Source organism: Actinomadura sp. 7K534 (assembly GCF_004348575.1).
GTDB classification, from domain to species: Bacteria; Actinomycetota; Actinomycetes; order Streptosporangiales; family Streptosporangiaceae; genus Spirillospora; species Spirillospora livida.
The window spans coordinates 1-23,136 of the sequence record NZ_SMKB01000113.1 but is presented as its reverse complement, the minus strand read 5'-3'; the positions used below and the strand labels follow the sequence as shown (position 1 = coordinate 23,136).

Sequence of the window (23,136 nt, the reverse complement as noted above, 5' to 3'; positions counted from 1 at the left end):
GCCCGTCCCACCCCGAAGGAGGACGCCGTGCACCTGTCCAGGCTCGCCGAGCGGCATCCCGCCAAGCCCGCCGTGATCGAGGCGGCCACCGGCAAGGTCACCACCTACCGAGAGCTGGACGAGGCGTCCCTGCGCCTCGCCCGGCTGCTGGCCGACCGCGGGCTCGAAGCCGGTGACCATGCCGCGCTGCTCATGGACAACGAGGCCGGCTACTTCGTCGCGGCCTGGGCCTGCCAGCGGTCCGGCCTGTACTGGACGCCGGTCAACCACCACCTCACCGCCGGCGAGGCCGCCTACATCGTGCGCGACTGCGGCGCCCGCGCCCTGATCGCTTCCGGCGGGCAGGGCGGCGCGGCGCGGGAGGTCGCGGACGGCTCCCCGGACCTCACGGTGCGGCTGATCGACGGGGACGGCGACCCGCCCGAGGGCTTCGAGAACCTCCGCGAGGCCACCGCGCCCTACCCCGCCGAGGAACCGGAGGACGAGCGCGAGCGCTACTACATGTTCTACTCGTCCGGGACGACCGGGCGGCCCAAGGGCATCCTCCCCGAACTGACCGGGGAGCCGTTCGGCACCGGGCGGAAGCTCGACCCGGTGCTGCCCCTGATGTTCGGGTTCGGTCCCGACACCGTCTACCTGTGCCCGGCGCCGCTCTACCACGCCGCCCCTACGGGCTGGACGCTCGGCACGATGCGCCACGGCGGCACGGTCGTCCTCATGGACCGCTTCGACGCCGCGCGGACGCTGGAGCTCATCGAGCGGCACCGGGTGACGCACGCCCAGTTCGTGCCGACGATGCTCATCCGGATGCTGAAGCTCCCCGAGGAGGTCCGCGCCCGCCGCGACCTGTCGAGCCTCCGGACGGTCGTGCACGCCGCCGCGCCCTGCCCGGTCGAGATCAAGCGCCGGATCATCGAGTGGTTCGGGCCGATCGTGTACGAGTACTACTCCGGCAGCGAGGGCAACTGCTTCTTCCTCATCGACTCCCGCGACTGGCTCGCCCATCCCGGCTCGGTCGGGCGCCCGACGTTCGGCACGGTCCACGTCCTGGACGACGACGGCCGCGAGCTGCCCGCCGGGGAGATCGGCACCGTCTGGTTCGAGGGCGCGCCGGCCTTCCGCTACCACAACGACCCGGACAAGACCGCCGGGGCCTACAACGACCGGGGCTGGAGCACCCTCGGCGACCTCGGCCGCCTGGACGGCGAGGGGTACCTGTACCTGGTGGACCGCCGGGCCGACCTGATCCTCAGCGGCGGCGTCAACGTCTACCCGCAGGAGATCGAGGACGTCCTCACCGTCCATCCGGCGGTCGCCGACGCGGCCGTGGTCGGGGCGCCCGACCCGGAGATGGGGCAGCGGGTGCGCGCCGTCGTCCAGCCCGCGGACCCGGCCGCCGCCGGCCCGGAACTCGCCGCCGAGCTGATCGCCCACTGCCGGGCCCGCCTGGCTGGCTACAAGTGCCCGCGCACCATCGAGTTCACCGGGGAACTGCCCCGGACGCCGACCGGCAAGCTGCTCCGCCGGCTGCTGCTGGACGCACCCGCCGAGAAGGCCCGCTGACGAGGGTGCGCTACCAGTGCCTTGGCTGTTCACGACACTATAGGTAACCTAGTTACCCTTGTATGGGGAGGACGACATGAAGCTGCGTCCCGGCCGGCAGCTCGCGAGCGCCGTCGACGGCACCAGGATGGTCGTGGTCCGCGCACCCGCCGAGGAGGTCGAGGTGACCTGCGGCGGCAGGCCCATGGTCGACGCCGCTGAGGCGCCCGCCCCCTCCGCCGCCGCCGACCCGGCGCGGCAGGACGGCACCCTGCTCGGCAAGCGCTACGCCGACGAGGCCCTCGGGATCGAGCTGCTGTGCACCAAGGCGGGGCAGGGCACCGTCGAGGTGAACGGCGCCGCGCTGCCCGTCAAGGAGGCCAAGCCGCTTCCCGCCTCCGACTGACCGCTCGTTCCGATGACTTCGCCTCGACGGCACGGCCGACTGGAGCACGGATGAACGTGACGATGCTGCTGGAGATGGCGGCGGACGGCTTCGGCGACCGGGTCGTCATCGGGCCCCGGAGCGTCGGCCTGACCGCCTCCCGGCTGCGGGAGCTGGCCGCCGGCGCCGCCGGACGGGTGCGGGAGTCGGGCGCGGAGGCGGTCGTCCACCTCGCCGAGAACGGCCCCGCCTTCCCGGTGGCCTTCTTCGCGGCGGCCTTCGCGGGGGTCCCGCTCGTCCCGGTGAACTACCGGCTGGGCGAGGACCAGCTGGGGCGCCTGCTCGCCCACCATCCCAAGGCGTACGGCATCGCGGGCGAGGACCGGCATGAGGCCCTCCTCCAGGCGGGGCTCTCGGTGCGCACCCCGGCAGACTTCCTCCAGGCCGCGGACGAGGCTGCTGCCCGGGGCGGTGCCGAGGAGGCGCAGGCCGGCCCCGACGCCACCGCGGTGCTGATCTACACCAGCGGCACCACCTCCGAGCCCAAGGGCGTCGTGCTGCGCCACCACAACCTGACCTCCTACGTGCTGGGGTCGGTGGAGTTCGCTGCGGCGGGCGAGGACGAGGCGGCCCTGATGAGCGTCCCGCCATACCACATCGCCGCCGTGTCCAACGTGCTCACCAACCTGTACGCGGGGCGGCGCTGCCTCACGCTGCCCTCGTTCACCCCGGACGGGTGGCTGGACCTGGTGCGGGCGGAGGGCGTGACCAACGCGATGGTGGTCCCGACGATGCTCGCCCGGATCATGGACGCCCCGGGCCTGGACCGCTCGGTCCCGAGCCTGCGCGCCCTCGCCTACGGAGGCGCGAAGATGCCGCCGCGCGTCATCGAGCGGGCGCTGCGGGAATGGCCGCACGTCGACTTCGTCAACGCCTACGGCCTCACCGAGACCAGTTCCACCATCGCCGTGCTCGGCCCCGCCGACCACCGCGCCGCCCTCGTCGCGAAGGACCCCCGGTTGCGGGCGAGGCTGGGGTCGGCCGGGCGCCCCGTCCCGTCCGTCGAGCTGGAGATCCGCGACGAGGACGGCCGGGTGCTGCCGCCCGGGGAGAGCGGCCGGATCTGGGTGCGCGGCGAGCAGGTGTCCGGCGAGTACGCGGGGCACGGCCCGGCGGTCGACGGGCGCGGCTTCTTCGACACCCGGGACCGCGGCCGGCTGGACGACGGCTACCTGTTCGTCGAGGGCCGCGTCGACGACACCATCATCCGGGGCGGTGAGAACATCGCGCCCGCCGAGATCGAGGACGTCCTGCTCCGCCGTCCCGACGTGGCGGACGCGGCCGTCGTCGGCGTGCCCGACGACGAGTGGGGGCAGCGCATCGAGGCGGTGGTCGTGCCCGTGGCCGGGGCCGTCCTCGACCCGGAGGAGCTGCGCGAGCACATCAGGTCACGGCTGCGCGGCTCCAAGACCCCCGACCGCATCGCCTGCTGGCCCGAGCTTCCCCGCACCCCGACCGGCAAGGTCGTCAAACGGGACGTCATCACCGGACTGACCGCAGCACCGGACTGACCGCCTCTCCGGGCCGGTCCGGCCGTCAGGGCGCCAGCGCCCGCAGGTGCCGGCTCATCCGGTGCCGGGCCAGGCTGGCGTCGCCCGCCAGCACCGCGTCGGCGATCTTCCCGTGGACCGCGGCCGTGTCCGCCTCCGCCTCGGCGGGGACGCGGATCAGGCTGAGCTCCGCCAGTACCGCAGTGAACAGCGCCAGCAGCCGGTTGCGGCTCAGCCGCGCCAGCGCCGCGTGCACCTCCACGTGCGCGGCCGCGGGGCTGGACGAGGGTTCGAGCTCAAAACCTACTAAGTAAACTATGTTCGCGAAGTCATCTACGTAGGCGTACCGTGATGGTCATGACCCCCAGGGCGTGGCTCTTCGACGTCGACGGCACCCTGCTGGACTCGGTGACCGGGACGTCGCTGCGGCCCCTGGCCCGCGAACTGCTCACCGGCCTGCGGGAGCTGGGCGTGCCCGTGCTGCTGTGGAGCGCGGGCGGGGCGGACTACGCGCGCCGCCGCGCCGAGGGCGCGGGCATCGCCGACCTGGTCACGGCCGTCCACGCCAAGGCCGAGCGGGACGGGCGGGGCCACTGGGTCCTGCCCGCCCTGCCGCCGGAGCACGCCCCCGCCGTCCTCGTCGACGACCTGCCCGGCGAGGTGCCGCCGGTGGGGGAGGTGCTCGGCGTCCCGCCCTACGTCGGCCCGAACCCGCGCGACACCGGCCTCGCCGCACTGCTCCGGCGGCTCCCCGCCCGCGACGAGACCCACCCGCGCAACGAGACACATCTGGACGACGAAGGACTCCATGAACACGGGAAGGACCCAATGAACCACGCCCGCCCCGGACCGGGAGGGACGCCAGCCGATCGGCCGCTGTCCGCGCGGCTGCGCCGGACGATCGCGCTCGACCCCGCCGCGCCCGCGCTCACCTTCGGTGACCGGACCTACCCCTGGGCCTACCACGGCCAGACCGTCGACGACCTGGAAGCCCTCCTGGAGAGAACCGGCGCCCGCCGGATCGGCATCGTCCTGCGCAACCGGCCCGCGCTGCTGTCGGCGCTGCTCGCCGTGCTGGCCACCGGCCGCGAGGTCGTCACGCTGAGCCCCTTCCACGGCGACGTCGGGCTTGCCGAGGACATCGCGGGCCTCGCCCCGCAAGTCGTCATCGCCGACCCCGAGGACTGGGCCAGGAACGGCGTCACGGACACGGCCCGCGCCGCGGGCGCCGTGGCACTCCAGACGGGTGATGACCGGGCGCTGGCCCGCCGCGAGGTGGACTGGACGCCCGCCCCGCGCCCGGCGGAACCCTCGGACGTCGCCGTCCTGATGCTGACCAGCGGCACCACCGGCAAGCCCAAGCGGGTGGAGCTGACCTACACCCGGCTCACCGCCGCGTACAACGCCGCCGGCACCGCGGCCGCGCTGGACGGCGAGCCCCGGCTCCGCCCCGGCAGCGTCATCCTCTGGACCTCGCTGGTGCACATCGCCGGCCTGTACTTCGTGGTGAGCACCGTCCTGGAGGGGCGCACCACCGCGCTCCTCGAAAAGTTCGAGGTGGACGCGTGGGCCTCGCTCGTCCGCGCGCACCGCCCGAAGATCGTCGGCCTGCCGCCGACCGCGATGCGCATGGTCATGGACGCCGAGGTGCCCGGGGACGTGTTCGACGGCGTCCGCGGGGTCCTGTCCGGCACCGCGCCGCTCGACCCCGCCGACGCCGAGCGCTTCGAGGCCCGCTACGGCGTGCCCGTCCTCACCAACTACGGCGCGACCGAGTTCGCCGGGGCCATCGCCGGATGGCACCTCAAGCTGCGCCAGGAGTGGGGCGAGGCCAAGCGGGGCAGCGTCGGCCGGGCCCACCCCGGCATCGAGCTGCGGATCGTCGACCCCGCCACCGCGGCGCCGCTGGGGCCGGGCGAGACCGGCATCCTGGAGGCGCGCGGCGCGCAGCTCCCCGCGGGCGGCGACGACTGGACCCGCACCACCGACCTGGCCTCCCTCGACGAGGACGGCTTCCTCTACATCCACGGCCGCGCCGACGACGCCATCAACCGCGGCGGCTTCAAGATCGTCCCGAGCGTGATCGAGGACGCGCTGAAGGAGCACCCGGCCGTGTTCGACGCCGCCGCCGTCGGGCTGCCCGACCCCCGGCTGGGCGAGGTGCCGGTCGTCGCGGTCACGCTGCGCTCCCCGGCCGGCACCGCCGAGCTCCGCGACTGGCTGGGCGACCGGCTGGCCCGCTACCACCTGCCGGCCGAGATCAAGGTCGTGGACGAGCTGCCGCGCACCCCGTCCATGAAGATCAGCCGCCCGGGCGTCCGGGCGCTCTTCGACGTCCCCGAAAGGAACGCCCCATGAGCGAGACCACCGATGCCCCGACCGAGGAGGAGTTCGAGAAGGCGACCTCCGCCGAGCTCGACGAGGCCGACATCGAGAAGGACCGCGCGATCGTCGGCCGGGACTGGGCGAGCCGCTCGCAGGAGTTCCTCAGCACCGCCACCCCGGAGGGGATCCGCAACTTCGCCACCGGCTACGGGGACGACAACCCGCTGTTCACCGACCCCGACTACGGGCGTGGCACCCGGTGGGGCGGCCAGATCGCGCCGCCGATCATGGCGGCGATCCTGAACGCCCCGCTGCGCGGCGAGCGCCCGGCCAAGCAGGAGCGCGGCGGCAGCTACCGGGGCATCCACGCCTTCGTGTCCGGCGGCACCTGGGACTGGTACCGGCCGATCCGGCCCGGCGACACCCTGTACAGCTTCGGCGGGCTGGAGTCGGTCGAGCTGAAGCGGTCGGAGTTCGCCGGCCGCTCGGTCGTGAAGGTGAACCGCCAGGTCAAGATGAACCAGAACGCGGAGGTCGTCGGCGTCTACCGCACCCTGGTCATCTACACCGAGCGCAAGAAGGCCCGCGAGCGCGGCAAGTACAAGGACATCGAGGACCCGAGCTACACCGACGAGGACCTCGCGAAGATCGAGGAGGTCTACGCGGAGGAGAGCCCGCGCGGTGGCGCGCCCCGCTACTACGAGGACGTGCGGATCGGCGAGGCGCTCCCCCCGATGGCGAAGGGCCCGCTGACCACCACCGACATGATCGTCTTCCACGCGGGCGGGTACGGGTTCGTCCCGTACGGGCTGAAGACGGGGCGGCTGGCCCACCAGAACCGGCAGCGCATCGCCCCGTTCTACATCAAGAACGAGTACGGGGTCCCCGACGTGGCGCAGCGCGTCCACTGGGACTCCGCCTGGGCGCAGGCCATCGGCACGCCCCGCGCCTACGACTACGGCGTGCTGCGCGAGTGCTGGGCGCACCACTACCTGACCGACTGGGCGGGCGACGACGCGTGGGTCGTCTCCCAGCACGACGAGATCCGCAAGTTCAACTACCAGGGCGACACGCACTTCCTGTCCGGCGAGGTCACCGGCAAGACGGTCGCCGAGGACGGCCGGTGCCTGGTCGACATCGCGTTCAAGGGCACCAACCAGCGCGGCGAGGACACGGTCAAGGGCACCGCGGCCGTGGTGCTGCCGAGCCGCGAGCACGGGCCCGCGCTGCTCCCCGAGGTCCCGGCCGAGCTGCAGCGCAAGGCGGTCGAGATGATGTCCCGGCACGGGGAGCTGCTGCGCGAGGGGCGGCGGTGACCACTCCGGACGGTGCGGCCGAGGACGGTGCGGCCGCGGACGGGGTGCGGTGCGAGGTCACGGGCGGCGTGCTGCGCGTGACCCTCGCCCGTCCGGACAGGGCCAACGCGCTGCGCGGCCAGGACATGGGCGTCCTGCTGCGCGCGCTGGAGGACGCCGCCGCGGGCGGCGCCGTCCGGGCCGTGCTCCTGCGCGGCGAGGGCCGGAACTTCTGCGGCGGCGCCGACCTGGTCGCCGCCAACGTCCCGGGCGGGGAGCGCCCGCCGCTGGGCGCGATGATCCGGAACCTGTCCGCGACGGCGCACCGGCTCGTCCGGACCCTGTGGGACCTGCCGGTGCCGTCGGTCGCCGCCGTCCAGGGGCGGGCGGCCGGGCTCGGCCTGCATCTGGCGCTCGCCTGCGACTTCGTGGTGGCCGCCGACACGGCCGCGTTCAGCGAGCCGTTCGCCCAGCGTGGCTTCACCGCCGACAGCGGCGGGACGTTCCTGCTGCCGCGGCTCATCGGGGTCGCGCGGGCCAAGCAGATGCTGATCCGGGGCGCGGTCGTGCCGGCTCCGCGGGCCCTGGAGTGGGGCCTCATCGGCGAGGTGGTGCCGGCGGACGAGCTGGCGGCCGCCGCCGGGGACCTCGCCGCGGAGCTGGCCGCCGGGCCGACCCTCGTGCACGGCCTCACCAAGGCGCTGATCTCCGAGCACCTCACCGCCGACCTGCCGCGGGCGCTGGACGCAGAGGCCCGCACGGTCGAGCTCAGCCTGCGCGGTGAGGACTTCAAGGAGGGCGTCCGGGCGTTCCTCGGGCGCCGCGCCCCGCTCTTCACCGGACGCTGACTTCACCGGACGCTGACTAGGAAGGACGCCGTGGAGATCGCATTCACCCCCGAGCAGGAGGAGCTGCGCGCGGTGCTGCGCGGCTTCCTGGAGGAGCACGCCGACCGGCGGCGGCCGCTCGACTCCGGGAGCCCGCACGACGCGGAGCTGTGGCGGAGGATGGCCGCCGGGATCGGAGTCCAGGGCCTCGCCGTCCCCGAGGAGTACGGCGGGTCGGGGTTCGGCGCGGCCGAGATGTGCGTGGTGTTCGAGGAACTGGGCGGGGCGCTCGCGGCGGGGGCGCTGCTGGCCACCGCCGGCCTCGCCGTTCCGGCGCTGCTCGCCTGCGGCGACGAGGAGATCAAGGCGGAGCACCTGCCGGGGATCGCGGACGGCTCCACCATCGCGACCCTGGCCCTGGTGGAGGCCGACGGCTCCTGGGACGCGGAGGCGTCGCGGACCACGGCGAAGGAGGGCGCCGACGGGTTCGCCATCGACGGCACCAAGTACTTCGTCCTGGACGGGGCCGCCGCCGACCTGATCCTCGTCACCGCCGACACCGGCGCCGGGACGGCCCTGTTCGCGGTCTCCGGCACCGCGCCGGGCCTGACCCGCCGCGCCCACGAGGCGGTCGACCCGACCCGGGAGATGGCCCGGCTCGACTTCGCGTCCGTTCCCGCCCGGCTGGTGTCGCGCGACCCGGCCGTCACCGGGACGGCCCTCGACCACGCGCGGATCGCCCTCGCCGCCGAGCAGGCCGGGGGAGCGCGGTGGTGCCTGGACGCGGCCGTCGGGTACGCGAAGACGCGGCACCAGTTCGACCGGCCGATCGGCGAGTTCCAGGCGATCAAGCACCGCTGCGCCGACATGATGGTCGCCGTGGAGGCGGCGCGGTCGGCGGCGTACGCGGCCGCGCTGACCCCGCACCCGGACCCGGCCGGGCTCGCGGTGGCCGCGGCGAGCGCGCAGATCTGCTGCTCGCGCGCCTACACCGAGGTCGCCGCCGGCGCCATCCAGATCCACGGCGGCATCGGGTTCACCTGGGAGCACGACGCGCACCTGTACTACAAGCGCGCCAAGACCGACGAGGTGCTGTTCGGCACGCCGGACTGGCACCGCGACCGCCTCGCCCGGCTCAGCGGGATCACGGAGGAGGGCACCGATGGCCACTGACGACGCGACCGGCGACGAGGCGTTCCGCGCGTCCGTGCGCGCGTTCCTGAAGGAGCACGCCCCGGGCAGGCCGCCCAGGGGCGCGGCGGAGCGGCTGGCCTTCGCCAAGGCGTGGGCCGCCACCAAGTTCGACCACGGCTTCGCTGGACCGTCCTGGCCCCGCGAGCACGGCGGCATGGACCTGCCGTTCCCGCGGCAGGTCATCTACAACGAGGAAATGGCCGGGGTGCGGGTTCCCGCGCACCCCGGGACCGGGTGGGACATGGTCGGGCCCACGATCATCAAGTACGGCACTGCCGAGCAGCAGGCCGCCTACCTGCGGCCGACGCTGCGCGCCGACATCGTCTGGGCGCAGGGGTTCTCCGAACCGGACGCCGGGTCGGACCTGCCCGGCCTCCGCACCGCGGCGCGCCGCGACGGCGACCACTACGTGGTGACCGGCCAGAAGGTGTGGAACACCAACGCCGACAAGGCCGACATGTTCTTCGTCCTCGTCCGCACCGGCACCCGGGAGTCGCGGCAGAAGGGCATCAGCTACCTGCTGGTCGACGCCCGCGCCCCCGGCGTCACCGTCCGGCCCATCCGCGACATGACCGGCCGCGAGCACTTCTGCGAGATCTTCTTCGACGAGGTGCGGGTCCCGGTGGCCGACCGGGTGGGGGAGGAGAACGAGGGGTGGCGCATCGCGCGCACCACGCTCGGCCACGAGCGCTCGGCGGGCGCCCTCACCCAGGCCGCGTTCTACCGGCGGATCGTGGACGAGCTGATCGCCCTGGCCCGCGAGCGCGGCGCCGTCGCCGACCCCGGCGTCCGCCGCCGGCTGGCGGACTTCGACGTGCGGGTCCGGGTGATGAACGTGCACGCCGCCCGCACGATCGCGTCCATCATCGCCACCGGGGAGCCCGGCCCGACGTCCTCGGTGTCGCGCCTCTACAACAGCGTCTTCGAGCAGGAGCTGCACGAGTTCGCCGTCGATCTGCTCGGCCCGTTCGGGCTGCTCGGGCGCGGCGACCCGGACACGGTGCAGCGCGGCCGGTGGACGACCGGCTGGCTGGCCACCCGCGCGTCCACCATCGGCGCCGGCACCGCCGAGATCCACCGCAACACCATCGCCGAGCAGGTGCTGGGCCTGCCGCGCGACCCCGCCATGCCACCGAGGTAGGGAGCCCCATGCCGGAGGAACCGCCCATGAACGGAACCGGACGATGAGCGAGGACGCCGTCCGGCAGGTCGACTCGGGGACGCCGACCGTCCTCGGCCGGGTCGCCGGCGGGGTCGGGGTGATCGAGCTGAACCGGCCCGAGCGCCGCAACGCCCTGCACCCCGAGATGTACGACGCGATCCCCCGGCTGATCGAGCGCTACGACGCCGACGACGAGGTCGGCTGCGTGCTGGTCACCGCGGCGGGCACCGTGTTCTGCGCGGGCGGGGACGTCCGCGCGGGGACGGGACGGCGCCCGGAGGGCGCCGGCGAGGCGGAGACGCTCACCCGCCTGGCCCGCATGGTGGTCATGCTCAGGGAGAGCCCGAAGATCTCCGTCGCCGCGCTGCCCGGCCCCGCCGTCGGCGCCGGGATCGGGCTGGCGCTGGCCGCGGACCTGCGCATCGCCGCGTCCTCCGCCACGTTCGTCAACGGCTGGTCCCGGCTGGCGTTCAGCGGCGACTTCGGCGGCCCGTGGGCGCTGACCCGGATCCTCGGGCCCGCCCGTGCGCTGGAGTTCCTGATCGGCGGCGACCCCGTCGACGCCGCGGCGGCGGAGCGGCTGGGCCTGGTCAACCGGGTGGTGCCGGACGCGGAGCTGCCCGGCGCCGCCCTCGCCTGGGCCCGCGAGATCGCCGCCGGGCCCCGTACCGCGCACGCGCTGATCAAGGAGAACGTCCGGGACGCGCAGGCACTGGACCTGCGCGAAGCGCTGCCGCGCGAGAGCGAGCGGATGGTCCGCTCGGGCCGTTCGGAGGAGCACCGTGCGGCCGTCCGGCGCTGGCTCGCCGAGCGAAAGCGCTGACCCGGCGGACCGCCGCCGTCGAAGGGAAGGGAAGCGGATGAAGATCGATGCCAACCTGGGCGCCGACCTGGCCGGGGCACCGGCCGCGGCCGCGAAGCTGGAGCAGGACGGGTACGCGGGCGTCTGGGTCGCCGAGGCGGGGAGCGATCCCTTCCTGCCGAGCCTGCAGGCGATCACGGCCACCGGCTCGGTGACCGTCGGGACCTCGGTGGCGATCGCGTTCGCCCGCAATCCGATGACGCTGGCGACGGTGGGGTACGACCTCGCGCGGGTCTCGGGCGGGCGGTTCGTGCTCGGCCTCGGGTCGCAGGTCAAGGCGCACATCGAGCGGCGGTACTCGATGCCGTGGTCGCGCCCGGCGGCGCGGATGCGCGAGCTGGTGCTGGCGATGCGCGCGATCTGGGCCTCCTGGGAGGACGGTGCGAAGCTCGACTTCCAGGGCGACTTCTACACCCACACGCTGATGACGCCGTTCTTCGCCCAGCAGCCGCACCCGCACGGGCCGCCGCCGGTCCACCTCGCCGGGGTGGGGCAGCTGATGACGGAGGTCGCCGGCGAGGTCGCCGACGGGTTCTTCGTCCACCCGTTCACCACCGGCCGCTACCTCCGCGAGGTCACGCTGCCCGCCCTGCGGCGCGGGCGGGAGAAGGCCGGCCGGGAGGGGCTGGACGGGTTCGCCGTGTGCGGATCGCAGATGGTGATCACCGGGGACACCGAGGAGGAGACGGCCAAGGCGGCGCGGGGCACCAGGCGGCAGATCGCCTTCTACGCGTCCACCCCGGCCTACCGGCCGGTGCTCGACCTGCACGGGCTCGGCGACCTGCAGCCGGAGCTGACCGCGCTGTCCAAGCAGGGCCGCTGGCGGGAGATGACCGACATGATCACCGACGACATCGTGCGCGAGTTCGCGGTGACCGGCGCGCCGGACGAGATCGCCCCGGCGATCCAGGCCGAGGTGGGCGACGTCTACGACCGCGTCACGCTCTACACCTCGTACCGCGTCGACCCCGCGTCGTTCGCCCCGCACCTCCGCGGCCGGAACGAGGCCCGATGAAACACCCGTGGGACCGCCCGCTGGGCGTCTGGTACCTCGCCGAGCACCACCCCGACCTGCCGGCGGTCGCCCGGTGCCCGGCCGGTGAGACGCTCACGTTCGCGGAGCTGGCGGCGCGGGCGCACCGCCGCGTCCACGCGCTGCGCGCCCGCGGTGTCGGCCGCGGCGACGTGGTCGGCATGGCACTGCCCAACGACGTGGACATCCTCGTCTGGCAGCTGGCGGCCGCGGAGGCGGGCTGGCGGTACGTCACCCTGAACCCCGGTTCCCCCGCCGCGGAGGTCGCGTCGATCGCCGAGCACGCCGGCATGAAGGCGCTGGTCGTCCACGCGGACTACGCGGAGCGCGCGGGCGCGGTCACCGGCGTGCCGGTCCGCGTCTCCGTCGGCGGCCGCATCGAGGGATTCGTCCCGCAGGAGGACGCGCTGCGCGGGCACCCGGACACGGCGCCGCCGGACCGCGCCGCCGGGGCGCCGCTCGTGTACACCTCCGGCACGACCGGCCGGCCCAAGGGAATCTGGCGGGACATGCCGGACGTCGCCCCCGACGTGATGGCGGACGCGATGAAGTCGTTCGCGCACGCCTTCCGGTTCCGGCCGCTGGAGGGCGCGCACCTGGTGTCGGCCGGCATGTTCCACGGCGGGTGCCAGGTCTTCTACCTCTCGGCGCTGCACGTCGGCCAGCCGCTGGTCATCATGGGCACGTTCGACGCCGCGGAGACGCTTCGGCTGATCCAGGAGCACCGGATCACCACCGGCTACATGGTGCCGACGCAGTTCGCGCGGCTGCTGCGGCTGCCGGAGGACGTGCAGGACGGCTTCGACGTCTCCAGCCTGGAGTCGATCGTCCACTCGGCGGCGCCCTGCCCGGCGGAGCTGAAGAAGCGGATGCTGGACTGGTGGGGCCCGGTGATCTGGGAGACCTACGGCGGCACCGAGGGCGCCGCGACCATCGCCAAGCCGCACCACTGGCTCGCCAAGCCCGGCACGGTGGGCCGCCCGATCCGGGGTATGACGGTCAAGATCCTGGACGACGACGGCAACGAGCTGCCGCCCGGCCGGGTGGGCGCGGTCTACCTGGACGGCGGCGGGCGCGGGTTCCGCTACCACCGGGACCCCGGCCAGACCGCCGAGGTCTTCCGCGGGACGGCGTTCACCCTCGGCGACGCGGGCCACCTCGACGAGGACGGCTTCCTGTTCATCGTCGACCGCATCAAGGACATGATCATCACGGGCGGGGTCAACGTCTACCCGGCCGAGGTCGAGGCCGTGCTCGCCGCCCATCCGGCCGTGCTCGACAGCGCGGTGGTCGGCGTGCCCGACCACGAATGGGGCGAGCAGGTACGGGCGCTCGTGCAGCTCTCACCCGGCCGCGCCCCCTCCGACGAGCTCGCCGCGGAGCTGATCGCGTACTGCCGGGAGCGGCTGGCGGGCCAGAAATGCCCCCGCGCGGTCGAGTTCCGGGAGGAACTGCCGCGCACCGAGACCGGAAAGCTGCTCAAGCGCCTGCTCCGCGACGAGCTCGGCGGCAGAGACGCGGGCTGACCGTCCCGGCGCCCGCTGCCTCCAGGAGGCGGCGGGCGCCGGGCGCGGCGCGTCAGCGCGGGGCGAACCGCTGGCCCGCGTCGAGACGCAGGCACTGGCCGTTGAGCATGGGGTTGTCGACGATGGCCAGGGCGAACTTGGCGTACTCCTCGGGACGGCCCATCCGCTTGGGGAACGCGGCGTCCTTCGTGAGCGCCTGCGCGAACTCGTCGGGGATGCCCTGGGTGATTCCGGTCGCGAAGAGGCTCGGCGCGATCGCCAGGACGCGGATGCCCAGCGAACCCAGGTCGCGGGCCATGGTCAGGCACATCCCGGCGATCCCGGCCTTGGCCGCGGTATAGGCGACCTGGCCGATCTGCCCCTCGAACGCGGCGATCGACGAGGTGTTGATGATCACCCCGCGCTCCTCGTCCTCGGGCTCGTTGCGGCTCATGTGCTGGGCGGCCAGCCGGGAGATGTTGAACGAGGCGACGACGTTCAGGTCGAGGACGCGGCGGAACTCGTCCAGGTCGTGCGGCCCTTGCTTGCTCAGCGTGCGCTGCGCGATGCCGCCGCCCGCCGTGGTGACGACCACGTGCAGCGCGCCGAGGCCGTTGACGGCCGCGTCGATGGCCTGCCCGGTGCCGCCGAAGTCGGTCACGTCCACGGCGTGGAACGTCCCGCCCAGCGCCTTCGCGACCTCCTCGCCGTCCGAGCCGGGCCGGTCCAGGATCGCGACGGCCGCGCCGCGCGCCGCCATCAGCTCCGCGGTGGCCCGGCCCATGCCGGACGCGCCGCCCACCACGATCGCCTTCTTGCCGCTGATCTCCACGCTCTCTCCCTCCACCGCCCCCGACCGAGTTAACTAGGTCAATCTAGTAGATCGGCCGCGGGTCATCCCAGGCCGGGCGGGGTCACCGGAGCGTCCACTTCCTGGTGGGGACGGCGGACCGGTCGACCTGCGCGGTCCCGATCGGGTTGCCGATGTGCGTGTACAGCATTCCGGACCGCAGCGCCTCCGTCCTGGTGGAGTCCAGCGACTCCCACACCGCTCGGACGGTGCCCTGCACGGCCGCGGGCGGCTTGGCGGCGATGATCCGCGCCAGCTCCTCGCCCCGCGCCCACAGCTCCTCGCGCGGCAGCACCTCGCTGACCAGCCCGATCTCGTGCGCCCGCCGCGCGGACATGCGCTCGTCCAGCCCGAGCAGCGCGATCCGCATCACCTCGCCGACCGGGATCCTGCGGGCCAGCCCGATCGGCTCCAGCGCGGCGGTCAGCCCGTAGCTGACGTGCGGGTCGAAGAACGTCGCGTCGTCCGAGGCGATGACGATGTCGGACTCGTTGATCCAGTAGAACGCCCCGCCCGCCGCGATCCCGTGCACGCAGCACACGACGGGCTTCCAGACCCGGTTGAGCTTGGGGGACAGCCGGTCGCCCGGGTCCTCCTCCGACCAGACGTTGTCCGGCCGCTCGAACCCCTGCTTGACGTCCGCCCCGGAGCTGAAGGCCCGGTCGCCCGCCGCGCGCAGCAGGACGACGTGCACGTCGTCGTCCTCCCGGACCCGCGCCCAGATCTCGGAGAACTCGTTGAGCATCGCCTCGTTGAAGCTGTTCATGGCCTCTGGCCGGTTCAGCGTGATCGTGGCGACATGGTCGGCGACCTCGTAGGTCACCGTGGTGAAGGCCATCGGTCCTCCCGGCGAAGATCCACAGTCAGTAGATTCAAGCGCGCCGGGGCCGCCGGGGGGAAGGGCGGGGACTAGTCGACGGCCAGCGCCTTCTCGCGCCGCGCCTCCTCCTCGCTCACCGCCGTCCCGCGGCGCACCGCGTACCGCAGCATCGGCGGCGCCATCAGCGACGTCCCGACCGCGACCAGGACGATGACCGTGTACATCTCCATGGTCAGCACGCCGAGCCGCAGCCCGACCATCGCGATGATCATCTGGATGACGCCGCGGGCGTTCAGCCCGGCGCCGAGGGCCAGCGCGTCCCAGTGGTCGCACCTGGACGCGCGGGCCCCGAGGTACCCGCCGGCCAGCTTGCCGGTGACGGCGACCAGCAGCATGAGGCCCGCCGCGCCCAGCACCACGGGGTCGCCCAGCGCGGTCAGGTCCATCCGCAGCCCGGCCGTGGCGAAGAAGAGCGGGGCGAGCACCGACAGGACGAACGTCCGCAGCGGCGCGAGCCGCTCGCGGTCGACCCACCGCGACGAGCCGATGAGGATGCCGGCGTAGAACGCGCCGAGCACCCCCTCCATGCCAGCCGCCTGGGTTCCCGCCGCTGCCAGCATCACGATCAGGACGGCCACCGCGACGGCGACGCCAGGGTCGGCCGACCGGGCGGACAGCCGCAGCAGCGCGCCCACGGCGGGCCGGCCGACGAGCCAGGCGAACAGCAGGACGCCGACCAGGCAGCCGACCGCCAGCGTGACCTCGCCGGCCCTGATCCCGGTGGTGGCCATCGCCGACACCACCGACAGCAGCAGCCAGCCGATGACGTCGTCGACCGCCGCCGCCGCGATGATCATCTGGCCGATGTCCCGGTGCAGCAGCCGCATGTCGAGCAGCGTCTTGGCGATGACCGGGACCGCGCTGACGCACATCGCCACGCCGATGAACCAGGCGAACACGGCCCGGTCGGCGCCCTCGGCGAGGAGCGAGGCGGGCAGCAGGAACCCGACGGCCACCCCGAGCGCCAGCGGGACGAGCGCGCCGCCGACGCTCACCCGGGCCGCCGCGGCTCCCTTGCGCCGCACCAGGCCCATGTCGACGCTCATCCCGGTGACGCCCACCAGCAGCAGCACGCCGAACTGCCCCACCGAGTCGAGGAGGTGCATCTGGCCGGGCGAGTCCGGCAGCAGCCAGCCGGACACGCCGGGCGCCACCTGGGCGAGCAGCGACGGCCCCAGCAGCACCCCGGCCGACAGCTCCCCGGCGATGGCCGGCATCCCCAGCCGCCGCGCCAGCCGTCCCAGCGCCACCGCGAGACCCAGCAGCAGGCCGATCTGCAGCAGCAGGAGCAGGGTCTGGTGGGCGCCGACCGGGGCGGTCGGAGGTGCCGCTACGAGCATCCGGTCCTCCGCGCGCCCGCCGCCCGCCGCACCCGGCCGCTCAGCTTCCGGGGTGGACCGGGCACTCGTAGCTCGGCTCGAAGTCGTCGAACAGCCGCCACGCCTTCTCCTCGCGCAGCCGCTGGAAGAACCGGTTGTCGCCCGACCAGAAGTCCCCGTTGAGCGCGCGCACGAGCCAGAAGTGCTCGATGGACTCGCTGGTGTCGAACGGCCCGCCGGACGTGGCCTGGAGCCTCTCCTGGATGCCCCACCACCCCGCTCCCGCGAGTCGCTGGCCGCCGTGCCGCGGCGTCACCCGCAGTTCCCGGCCCTCGGAGACGTACCTGTTGTCGTACACGGCGCGGATGAGCCGGTAGTACGTCTCGTAGCCGGTCTTGAAGAAGTTCTGGTAGCGCAGCGCCACCTCGCCTTCGTCGGCTTCTCCGGCCAGCACCCGGGCGCTCTCCTCGGCCGCCCTGCGGCCGGTCGTGAGGGCGAGCAGCACGCCGCCGGAGAACACCGGGTCGGTGAAGCAGCCGGCGTCGCCGACGATGAAGTAGCCGGGCCCGGCGAGGGTGTCGCAGTGGTACTCGAAGTTGTTCTCGCCGGTGAGGTCGCGGGCGACCGTCGTGCCCTCGATGCGCTGGGAGATCCGCGGGATCCGCTTGAGGTTCCGGCTGAACACCTCCTCGGGCACCGACTTGCGCAGGATCTCCGCCGGGACCAGGCAGCCGACGCTGATGACGCCGGGCCGGATCGGGATGGCCCAGAACCAGCCGTCCTCGTACAGCCCGAGCTGGATGTCGCCCTCGGTGGCCGGGTTGTTGCGCTCGTCCAGGCCCTCGTAGTGCCGGAAGATCGCCGCCATCTTCAGGTCGTCGTCGGTCTTGCGCAGGCCCATCCCCCTGGCGATCACGCCCGTCCGGCCGCTCGCGTCGATGACGAAGCTCGCGGTGGCGTCGTGCTCCTCGCCGTCGCGGGTGTACCGGACGCCGGAGATCCGCTCGCCGGCGAAGAGCAGCTTCCGGACGCGGGCCTTCTGGAGCATGGTCACGCCCGGCGTCTCCGCCGCGGCGTCGAGGAGGATCTTGTCGAAGTGGGCCCGCTCCACGTGGAAGGTCCAGCCGCGCCGGCCCTCCCCGACCTTGCCCAGGTCGAGGCGCCGGAACGTGCCTTCGGTCCCGGTCAGCTCGATGCCCCGCTTGACGACGAAGCCGCCTTCGGCCACCCGGTCCAGCAGCCCCATCTGCTCCAGCACGTCCGTGGTGTAGGTCAGCAACGACTCACCGATGTGGAAGCGCGGCATCTCCTCCCGCTCCAGCAGGAGCACCGAGTGGCCTTTGCGGGCGAGTGTCATCGCGTACGAGGACCCGCTGGGCCCCCCGCCGATCACAATCGCGTCGTAATCGCTACTGCGAGCCTCGGACACGGATTTCTCCTTCATGCTCGAACGGGTCCCCACGCGGAACCTCCGTCCCCGGAGACATCCGGCGCGGGGCACGGTGACCCGGCCATTCATTTCAGGGCTCGTCGTGAATGGCCACGGCACGCGGCGCCATTTCTGATAGGCATGGGCGTACCGGAAACCAGGATCCGGATCCGCATATGGGAAGTCAACGCGGGCAGTGCCGGCGTTCGACTGCGGTGCTTTCCCAGTTGAACGCCATGAGGGCATCGGGCCAGGCCGGAGCAGGTGAATCGGCTGGCGAGGCACGTATGCGAAGTGGCGCTGCCGGGCAGCGGGAAATCTTCAGTTGAACGCACTCGGCGTGTTCTACTGTGACCTTTCTGCCTGAACGGGTTTCTGCCTGAACGGGCGACTGGTCACCATGCCCAAGGAGTTCAATCGTGCTCACGTTGACCGATACCGCCGTCGAAGCCATCCGCATCCTGACGGACAAGCCGGATGTCCCGCCGGATTCCGGGCTGCGCATCGTGCACCACGACTCGGCCGGCGGGCTCGAACTGTCCATCGCGCCCGGTCCGGACGCGGGGGACGAGGTCATCGAGACCGGCGGGGTGCGGGTGTTCCTGCAGACCACCGCCGCCGAAATGCTCGGCGGCCGCGCCCTGAACGCGGAGATCGCCGAGGACGACGTGATCTTCCGAGTCGCGAGCGCGCCGGAGAACGGGCGGTAGCGTGCGGATTCCGGCGCGCCGGGAACGGGCGTCCATGTTTCGATCGCTGAGATCGGTCAACTGAACAGGATGGCCGCGTTCGGGCCGAGGCAGGGCCGCGAGCCAGGGCTGCACGCCTTCGCGCGACGCCTCGGCCGTCGACGAGCACGAACGGTGGAGTACCGATGCCGACGAGCAAGAAGAAGACCGACAAGAACTCCGGCTCCGGACCGAAGCTGCTCTCCGGTGGGAATCCGCAGATCCCCAAAGGCGAGGGCGACAAGCCGGTACAGGAGTACGTCAAGGCGATGCCCGGCTGGAAGGGCAAGGTGGGGAAGCGGATCGATCGCCTGGTCTCGAAGACCGTTCCCGACGTGCACAAGGCCGTGAAGTGGAACCAGCCGTTCTACGGCAACGAAGGCGACGGCTGGTTCCTCTCGTTCCGGTGCTACACGAAGTACGTGCAGGTCCAGTTCCTCAACGGCACCTCGCTCGATCCCATGCCGCCCAAGGAATCCAAGCACCCCGGCATGCGCTACCTGGACATCCACGAAGGCGATGACCTGGACGAGGGCCGACTCGTCTCCTGGTTCGAGCAGGCGAGCAAGCATCCAGGTGCGACGCTCTAGCGACGGGCTCTGACAGGACCGCGAGCCAGGGCCGCGCCGGTGACGCTCCCGAAGCGCCGGTCGCGGCCCTGGAGCGCGTCAGGCCCCCCGCACACTGCGGATGCGGCGCGCGTACCGGACGCGCCCGACCGTGTGCCAGACCAGGCGCGCCGGGAGGGGGAGCCCTCCGAGCACGTGCGCCCGCTCCCGCGGGTCCGCGTCCTCCAGGACCGCACCGAGGAAGAACAGCTGCTTGTCCCTGGGCGTGTGGGTGGTGAAGTGCTCGGACAGCTTGGCCCACTCGCTGACGCTCACATGCCGCTCCACCAAGGGCAGGATGTTCTGCTCCTCGTCGTCCAGGTGCTCGGTGAGGAGGCCCGCATGCTCCGTCAGCAGCTCGCTCAGCGCGTCGCGTGACTCCTCGTCCGCGTGCTCGGCCCAGGCCGGCGCCAGCCTCGTCATGCGCTCCATGCCCGCGGCCAGCCGCTCGTGCTGCCGCTCCATGCGCCGGACGACGTCCGCTTCGAGCTCGACGCGGGCCAGCAGCAGCGGCCACAGCAGCTCGTCCTCGGCCGAATGGTGCAGGTGCAGGGCGAGCAGGTAGTCGCTCAGGTGGGCGGCGAGCACCCGGGCCCGGCCGGTGTCCCCGGGCCGCACGCCTGGCACCTGGGCGGCCAGCACCCGTGACTCGCGCCGGGAGACGCGGTGGGTGACGACCATCTCGTGGGTGTTGGGACGCTGGCGGGACGCAGTGGCCATCGACGGCTCCTCGTGGCTGGTCACGGTCTTACGGGCTGGTCATGGTCTTACGCGCCGATCGTCGGCGACCGTCCTCGGAGCCGGCTTGTAAGCCGCTTGGAGAGCGGGGAGGGCGCGGGCCACGCGTCCGGTGCTCTCTAGCGTCTCTCCATCGGCGCTTGAAAGCGTGCGCCCAGAGTCGTCCGCGTAACGACGACTGGGGAGGCGCGCTTGACTGACGTGCTGACGGCTCGATCGGTGGATCTGCCGGAGTGGGTGATCTGCTCGGGATGCCGCGCGCTGGCCTACGGCAAGCGGTTCAGACGCGATCTTCTCGTCTGCCCCGAGTGCGGCCGCCACGAGCGGATGACCTCGGACGAGCGGATCGCCGCCCTGCTGGACGAGGGGACCGCCGAGCGGCTCGACTTCCCCGTCGCCACCGGTGATCCGCTGGGGTTCGTCGACTCGAAGCCCTACGCGGCCCGGCTGAGCGAGGCGCAGGCGGCCACGGGGATGAACGAAGCGGTGGCCTGCGTCCGCGGCGCGATCGGCGGGAATCCGGTCGTCGCCGCCGTGATGGACTTCCGCTTCCTCGGCGGAAGCCTGGGGTCGGCGGTCGGGGAGCTGATCACCCGGACGGCCGAACTCGCCCTCGCGGAGCGGACGCCGCTCCTCGTCGTGACGGCGTCGGGCGGTGCGCGCATGCAGGAGGGCGCGCTGGCGCTGATGCAGATGGCGAAGACGAGCCAGGCGTTCCGCGAACTCGACGAGGCCGGCATCCTCACCGTCTCGCTGATCACCGACCCGACCTACGGCGGGGTCGCGGCCTCGTTCGCCACCCTGGCCGACGTCATCGTCGCCGAGCCGGGGGCGCGCATGGGGTTCGCCGGTCCGCGCGTGATCGAGCAGACGATACGGCAGTCCCTGCCGGAGGGCTTCCAGACGGCGGAGTTCCTGGCGGAGCGGGGACAGGTGGACACCGTCGTGCCGCGGCACGGGCTCCGGTCCGCGCTGTCGCGGCTGCTGTCCGCCGGTGCCCGGCGTCCGGCCGCCCCGCACGCGGCCGCCGGGCGGGAGGAGCCGGGCGCGCCGCTGGTCACCGATCCGCGCGACCTGCCCGCCGGGGAGACCTGGGAGGCGGTGCGCCTCGCGAGGGCGCTGGACCGGCCCACAGCCCGCGACTACATCCAGTGGATCGCCGACGACTTCGTGGAGCTGCACGGCGACCGCCTCGGCGGCGACTGCCGGGCGATCACCGGGGGACTGGCCCGGCTGGACGGCGCCCCCGTCATGATCATCGGCCATCAGAAGGGCCACACCGCGAAGGAGCTGGCGCGCGCCGGCTTCGGCATGCCGACACCGGCGGGGTACCGGAAGGCGGCCCGGCTCATGCGGCTGGCCGCGAAGCTCGGCGTCCCGGTGGTCACCCTGGTGGACACGCCGGGCGCCCATCCGGGGATCGAGGCGGAGGCCGAGGGCCAGGCCGCGGCGATCGCCGACAGCCTGCGGCTGATGACCGGCCTGCCGGTCCCGGTCGTCTCGGTGGTCACCGGGGAGGGCGGCAGCGGCGGTGCCCTGGCGCTCGCGGTGGCCAACAAGGTCCTCGCCTTCTCGAACGCGATCTACTCGGTGATCAGCCCGGAGGGGTGCGCGGCCATCCTGTGGCGCGACTCGGGCGCCGCTCCGCAGGCCGCGCGGCAGCTCCGCGTCGACGCCCGGTCGCTGCTGCGGCTCGGCATCGTCGACGCGGTCGTCCCGGAGCCCGACGGCGGCGCCCAAGGCGACCCCGGCGCGGCGGCCGCGCGCCTCAAGGCGGCGATCACCGCGGGCCTGGACGAGCTGTCGGCGCTCGGCCCGGCCTGCCTCGTGGAGACCCGCCGGGTGCGGTTCCGCCGCTTCCAGGCCCTCGGTTAGGAGACATCGGTGACCAGTGAACAGGCCGAGCGGAACGGCGTCCTCGACGACGTCTGCGACCACGCGGCACGGCTCATCTCCGCGGCCGATCCGCGGCTGCACAGGCTCTCGATCCGGACGGGGGACATCGCGGTCGAGCTGGAATGGTCGCCGGCCGCGGCCCCGGCGGCTCCCGCGGCCGAGCCGGCGGGCGCCCTCGCCGCACCCGCAAGGCACGGGCTCGCCGGGCCCGAGCCCTGCGAGGCGACCGGCCGGGACGCCCTGCACCACGTCTGCGCCGAGATGGTCGGGACGTTCTACACCGCCCCTGAGCCGGGCGCCGAGCCGTTCGTCGCCGTGGGCGACGAGGTCCGGGCCGGGCAGCAGATCGCCATCCTGGAGGTCATGAAGCTGATGACCCCCGTCGGAGCCGACCGCGCGGGCCGGGTGGTCGAGGTGCTGGTCCCGGACGGCACGTCCGTGGAGTTCGGGACGGGCCTGATCGCGCTCGACACGTCCGTGCAGGCCATCGGCACCCCCGGCTGACGCCGTGTTCCACAAGATTCTTGTCGCGAACAGGGGCGAGATCGCGCTCCGGGTGGTCCGCGCCTGCCGGGAGCTGGGGATCGGGAGCGTCGCCGTCTACTCCTCGGCCGACGAGGACTCGCTCGCGGTCGCGGGTGCCGACGAGGCCGTCCGGATCGGGCCCGAGCATCCGCGGCGCAGCTACCTGAGCATTCCCGCGATCATGGAGGCGGCCGCGCTGTCCGGTGCCGACGCGGTGCACCCGGGATACGGCTTCCTCTCGGAGGAACCCGACTTCCCCGAGGTCTGCGAGAAGGCCGGCATCACGTTCATCGGGCCGCCCCACGACGTGCTCGCCCGGCTCGGCGACAAGTCGAGGGCGCGGGAGCTCATGGCGGACTGCGGGCTCCCCCTGCTGCCGGGCACCCTGCACCCGCTGCGGGACCTGGGCGACGCCCAGCGGACGGCGGACCGGATCGGCTACCCGCTGATCATCAAGGCGGCGATGGGCGGCGGGGGCCGGGG

Annotated in this window: 22 protein-coding genes; 16 read left to right on the top strand and 6 right to left on the bottom strand. The window is 73.2% G+C overall.

The genetic code is table 11. The features are described from left to right. The 3 genes from E1266_RS21620 to E1266_RS21610 form a co-directional block, all read left to right on the top strand. On the top strand, window positions 1–1,563 hold a 1,563-nt coding region (locus E1266_RS21620), incomplete at its 5' end, for an acyl-CoA synthetase (protein WP_279436339.1). A gap of 76 nt (window positions 1,564–1,639) precedes the next feature. Then, complete coding sequence (locus E1266_RS21615) at window positions 1,640–1,948, top strand: hypothetical protein (RefSeq protein WP_132049712.1); 309 nt, start codon at window positions 1,640–1,642, stop codon at window positions 1,946–1,948. A 50-nt stretch (window positions 1,949–1,998) separates the two neighbouring features. Beyond that, on the top strand, window positions 1,999–3,498 hold the full coding sequence (locus E1266_RS21610; RefSeq protein ID WP_132049710.1) for a fatty acid--CoA ligase family protein: 1,500 nt from the start codon (window positions 1,999–2,001) through the stop codon (window positions 3,496–3,498). Window positions 3,499–3,523: 25 nt separating this feature from the next. Here E1266_RS21610 and E1266_RS21605 read toward each other — a convergent pair whose 3' ends face one another. Next, the gene (locus E1266_RS21605) at window positions 3,524–3,739 is read right to left on the bottom strand and encodes an FCD domain-containing protein (RefSeq protein ID WP_165966157.1); all 216 of its coding nucleotides are present in this window, start codon (window positions 3,737–3,739) and stop codon (window positions 3,524–3,526) included. Between the two features lie 95 nt (window positions 3,740–3,834). Between E1266_RS21605 and E1266_RS21600 the strand changes: the two genes are divergently transcribed. From E1266_RS21600 to E1266_RS21565, 8 genes are read left to right on the top strand one after another with little or no spacing between them, the layout of a single operon-like run. Further along, window positions 3,835–5,835, top strand: a complete 2,001-nt coding sequence (locus E1266_RS21600; RefSeq protein ID WP_207945812.1) for an AMP-binding protein — start codon at window positions 3,835–3,837, stop codon at window positions 5,833–5,835. After that, window positions 5,832–7,118, top strand: a complete 1,287-nt coding sequence (locus E1266_RS21595) for a MaoC family dehydratase N-terminal domain-containing protein (protein WP_132049706.1) — start codon at window positions 5,832–5,834, stop codon at window positions 7,116–7,118. Before E1266_RS21600 ends, E1266_RS21595 begins: the two co-directional genes overlap by 4 nt. After that, window positions 7,115–7,945 carry an enoyl-CoA hydratase-related protein gene (locus E1266_RS21590; RefSeq protein ID WP_207945811.1) on the top strand — a complete coding sequence of 277 codons (831 nt, stop codon included), beginning with the start codon at window positions 7,115–7,117 and terminating at the stop codon, window positions 7,943–7,945. Before E1266_RS21595 ends, E1266_RS21590 begins: the two co-directional genes overlap by 4 nt. Before the next feature lie 30 nt (window positions 7,946–7,975). Next, window positions 7,976–9,097 carry an acyl-CoA dehydrogenase family protein gene (locus E1266_RS21585; protein WP_132049704.1) on the top strand — a complete coding sequence of 374 codons (1,122 nt, stop codon included), beginning with the start codon at window positions 7,976–7,978 and terminating at the stop codon, window positions 9,095–9,097. Continuing rightward, window positions 9,087–10,259, top strand: coding sequence for an acyl-CoA dehydrogenase family protein (locus tag E1266_RS21580; protein ID WP_132049702.1), 1,173 nt, complete (start codon window positions 9,087–9,089; stop codon window positions 10,257–10,259). The genes E1266_RS21585 and E1266_RS21580 overlap by 11 nt, the downstream gene beginning before the upstream one ends. Window positions 10,260–10,302: 43 nt before the next feature. After that, complete coding sequence (locus tag E1266_RS21575) at window positions 10,303–11,103, top strand: enoyl-CoA hydratase-related protein (RefSeq protein ID WP_132049700.1); 801 nt, start codon at window positions 10,303–10,305, stop codon at window positions 11,101–11,103. A 37-nt stretch (window positions 11,104–11,140) separates the two neighbouring features. After that, entirely contained in the window at window positions 11,141–12,157 is a 1,017-nt protein-coding gene (locus tag E1266_RS21570) for a TIGR03617 family F420-dependent LLM class oxidoreductase (protein ID WP_132049698.1), read from the top strand. Beyond that, window positions 12,154–13,701, top strand: a complete 1,548-nt coding sequence (locus E1266_RS21565) for an AMP-binding protein (RefSeq protein ID WP_132049696.1) — start codon at window positions 12,154–12,156, stop codon at window positions 13,699–13,701. The genes E1266_RS21570 and E1266_RS21565 overlap by 4 nt, the downstream gene beginning before the upstream one ends. A 52-nt stretch (window positions 13,702–13,753) precedes the next feature. On the opposite strand, the gene E1266_RS21560 is transcribed toward E1266_RS21565, so the two are convergent. From E1266_RS21560 to E1266_RS21545, 4 genes are all read right to left on the bottom strand, one after another. Next, window positions 13,754–14,512, bottom strand: a complete 759-nt coding sequence (locus tag E1266_RS21560) for an SDR family NAD(P)-dependent oxidoreductase (protein WP_132049694.1) — start codon at window positions 14,510–14,512, stop codon at window positions 13,754–13,756. 82 nt (window positions 14,513–14,594) lie between these two features. Further along, the gene (locus E1266_RS21555) at window positions 14,595–15,368 is read right to left on the bottom strand and encodes an enoyl-CoA hydratase/isomerase family protein (protein ID WP_132049692.1); all 774 of its coding nucleotides are present in this window, start codon (window positions 15,366–15,368) and stop codon (window positions 14,595–14,597) included. 71 nt (window positions 15,369–15,439) lie between these two features. Continuing rightward, a complete protein-coding gene (locus E1266_RS21550; RefSeq protein WP_132049690.1) occupies window positions 15,440–16,750 on the bottom strand; it encodes a cation:proton antiporter in 1,311 nt (436 codons plus the stop codon). 40 nt (window positions 16,751–16,790) lie between these two features. Next, entirely contained in the window at window positions 16,791–18,158 is a 1,368-nt protein-coding gene (locus E1266_RS21545; protein WP_165966156.1) for an NAD(P)/FAD-dependent oxidoreductase, read from the bottom strand. A gap of 419 nt (window positions 18,159–18,577) precedes the next feature. Between E1266_RS21545 and E1266_RS21540 the strand changes: the two genes are divergently transcribed. Further along, window positions 18,578–18,868, top strand: a complete 291-nt coding sequence (locus E1266_RS21540; protein WP_132049686.1) for a Fe-S cluster assembly protein HesB — start codon at window positions 18,578–18,580, stop codon at window positions 18,866–18,868. Window positions 18,869–19,032: 164 nt separating this feature from the next. Continuing rightward, entirely contained in the window at window positions 19,033–19,476 is a 444-nt protein-coding gene (locus E1266_RS21535; RefSeq protein WP_132049684.1) for a DUF1801 domain-containing protein, read from the top strand. Between the two features lie 78 nt (window positions 19,477–19,554). On the opposite strand, the gene E1266_RS21530 is transcribed toward E1266_RS21535, so the two are convergent. Continuing rightward, a complete protein-coding gene (locus tag E1266_RS21530) occupies window positions 19,555–20,214 on the bottom strand; it encodes a hemerythrin domain-containing protein (protein ID WP_132049682.1) in 660 nt (219 codons plus the stop codon). 219 nt (window positions 20,215–20,433) lie between these two features. Here E1266_RS21530 and accD point away from each other — a divergent pair, with 219 nt between their 5' ends. From accD to E1266_RS21515, 3 genes are all read left to right on the top strand, one after another. Beyond that, complete coding sequence (gene accD, locus E1266_RS21525; RefSeq protein ID WP_207945813.1) at window positions 20,434–22,107, top strand: acetyl-CoA carboxylase, carboxyltransferase subunit beta; 1,674 nt, start codon at window positions 20,434–20,436, stop codon at window positions 22,105–22,107. Between the two features lie 9 nt (window positions 22,108–22,116). Further along, entirely contained in the window at window positions 22,117–22,632 is a 516-nt protein-coding gene (locus E1266_RS21520) for a biotin/lipoyl-containing protein (protein ID WP_132049678.1), read from the top strand. Between the two features lie 4 nt (window positions 22,633–22,636). Continuing rightward, window positions 22,637–23,136 (top strand): biotin carboxylase N-terminal domain-containing protein (locus E1266_RS21515; RefSeq protein WP_279436338.1); only part of this gene is annotated, 500 nt, incomplete at its 3' end.

Bases quoted from the DNA above. Each gene is read 5' to 3' on its own strand.
- E1266_RS21615 (WP_132049712.1), top strand. From the start codon at position 1,640: ATGAAGCTGCGTCCCGGCCGGCAGCTCGCGAGCGCCGTCGACGGCACC.
- E1266_RS21595 (WP_132049706.1), top strand. From the start codon at position 5,832: ATGAGCGAGACCACCGATGCCCCGACCGAGGAGGAGTTCGAGAAGGCG.
- E1266_RS21575 (WP_132049700.1), top strand. From the start codon at position 10,303: ATGAGCGAGGACGCCGTCCGGCAGGTCGACTCGGGGACGCCGACCGTC.
- E1266_RS21530 (WP_132049682.1), bottom strand. From the start codon at position 20,214: ATGGCCACTGCGTCCCGCCAGCGTCCCAACACCCACGAGATGGTCGTC.
- E1266_RS21610 (WP_132049710.1), top strand. From the start codon at position 1,999: ATGAACGTGACGATGCTGCTGGAGATGGCGGCGGACGGCTTCGGCGAC.
- E1266_RS21600 (WP_207945812.1), top strand. From the start codon at position 3,835: ATGACCCCCAGGGCGTGGCTCTTCGACGTCGACGGCACCCTGCTGGAC.
- E1266_RS21565 (WP_132049696.1), top strand. From the start codon at position 12,154: ATGAAACACCCGTGGGACCGCCCGCTGGGCGTCTGGTACCTCGCCGAG.
- E1266_RS21580 (WP_132049702.1), top strand. From the start codon at position 9,087: ATGGCCACTGACGACGCGACCGGCGACGAGGCGTTCCGCGCGTCCGTG.
- E1266_RS21535 (WP_132049684.1), top strand. From the start codon at position 19,033: ATGCCGACGAGCAAGAAGAAGACCGACAAGAACTCCGGCTCCGGACCG.
- E1266_RS21550 (WP_132049690.1), bottom strand. From the start codon at position 16,750: ATGCTCGTAGCGGCACCTCCGACCGCCCCGGTCGGCGCCCACCAGACC.
- E1266_RS21555 (WP_132049692.1), bottom strand. From the start codon at position 15,368: ATGGCCTTCACCACGGTGACCTACGAGGTCGCCGACCATGTCGCCACG.
- E1266_RS21570 (WP_132049698.1), top strand. From the start codon at position 11,141: ATGAAGATCGATGCCAACCTGGGCGCCGACCTGGCCGGGGCACCGGCC.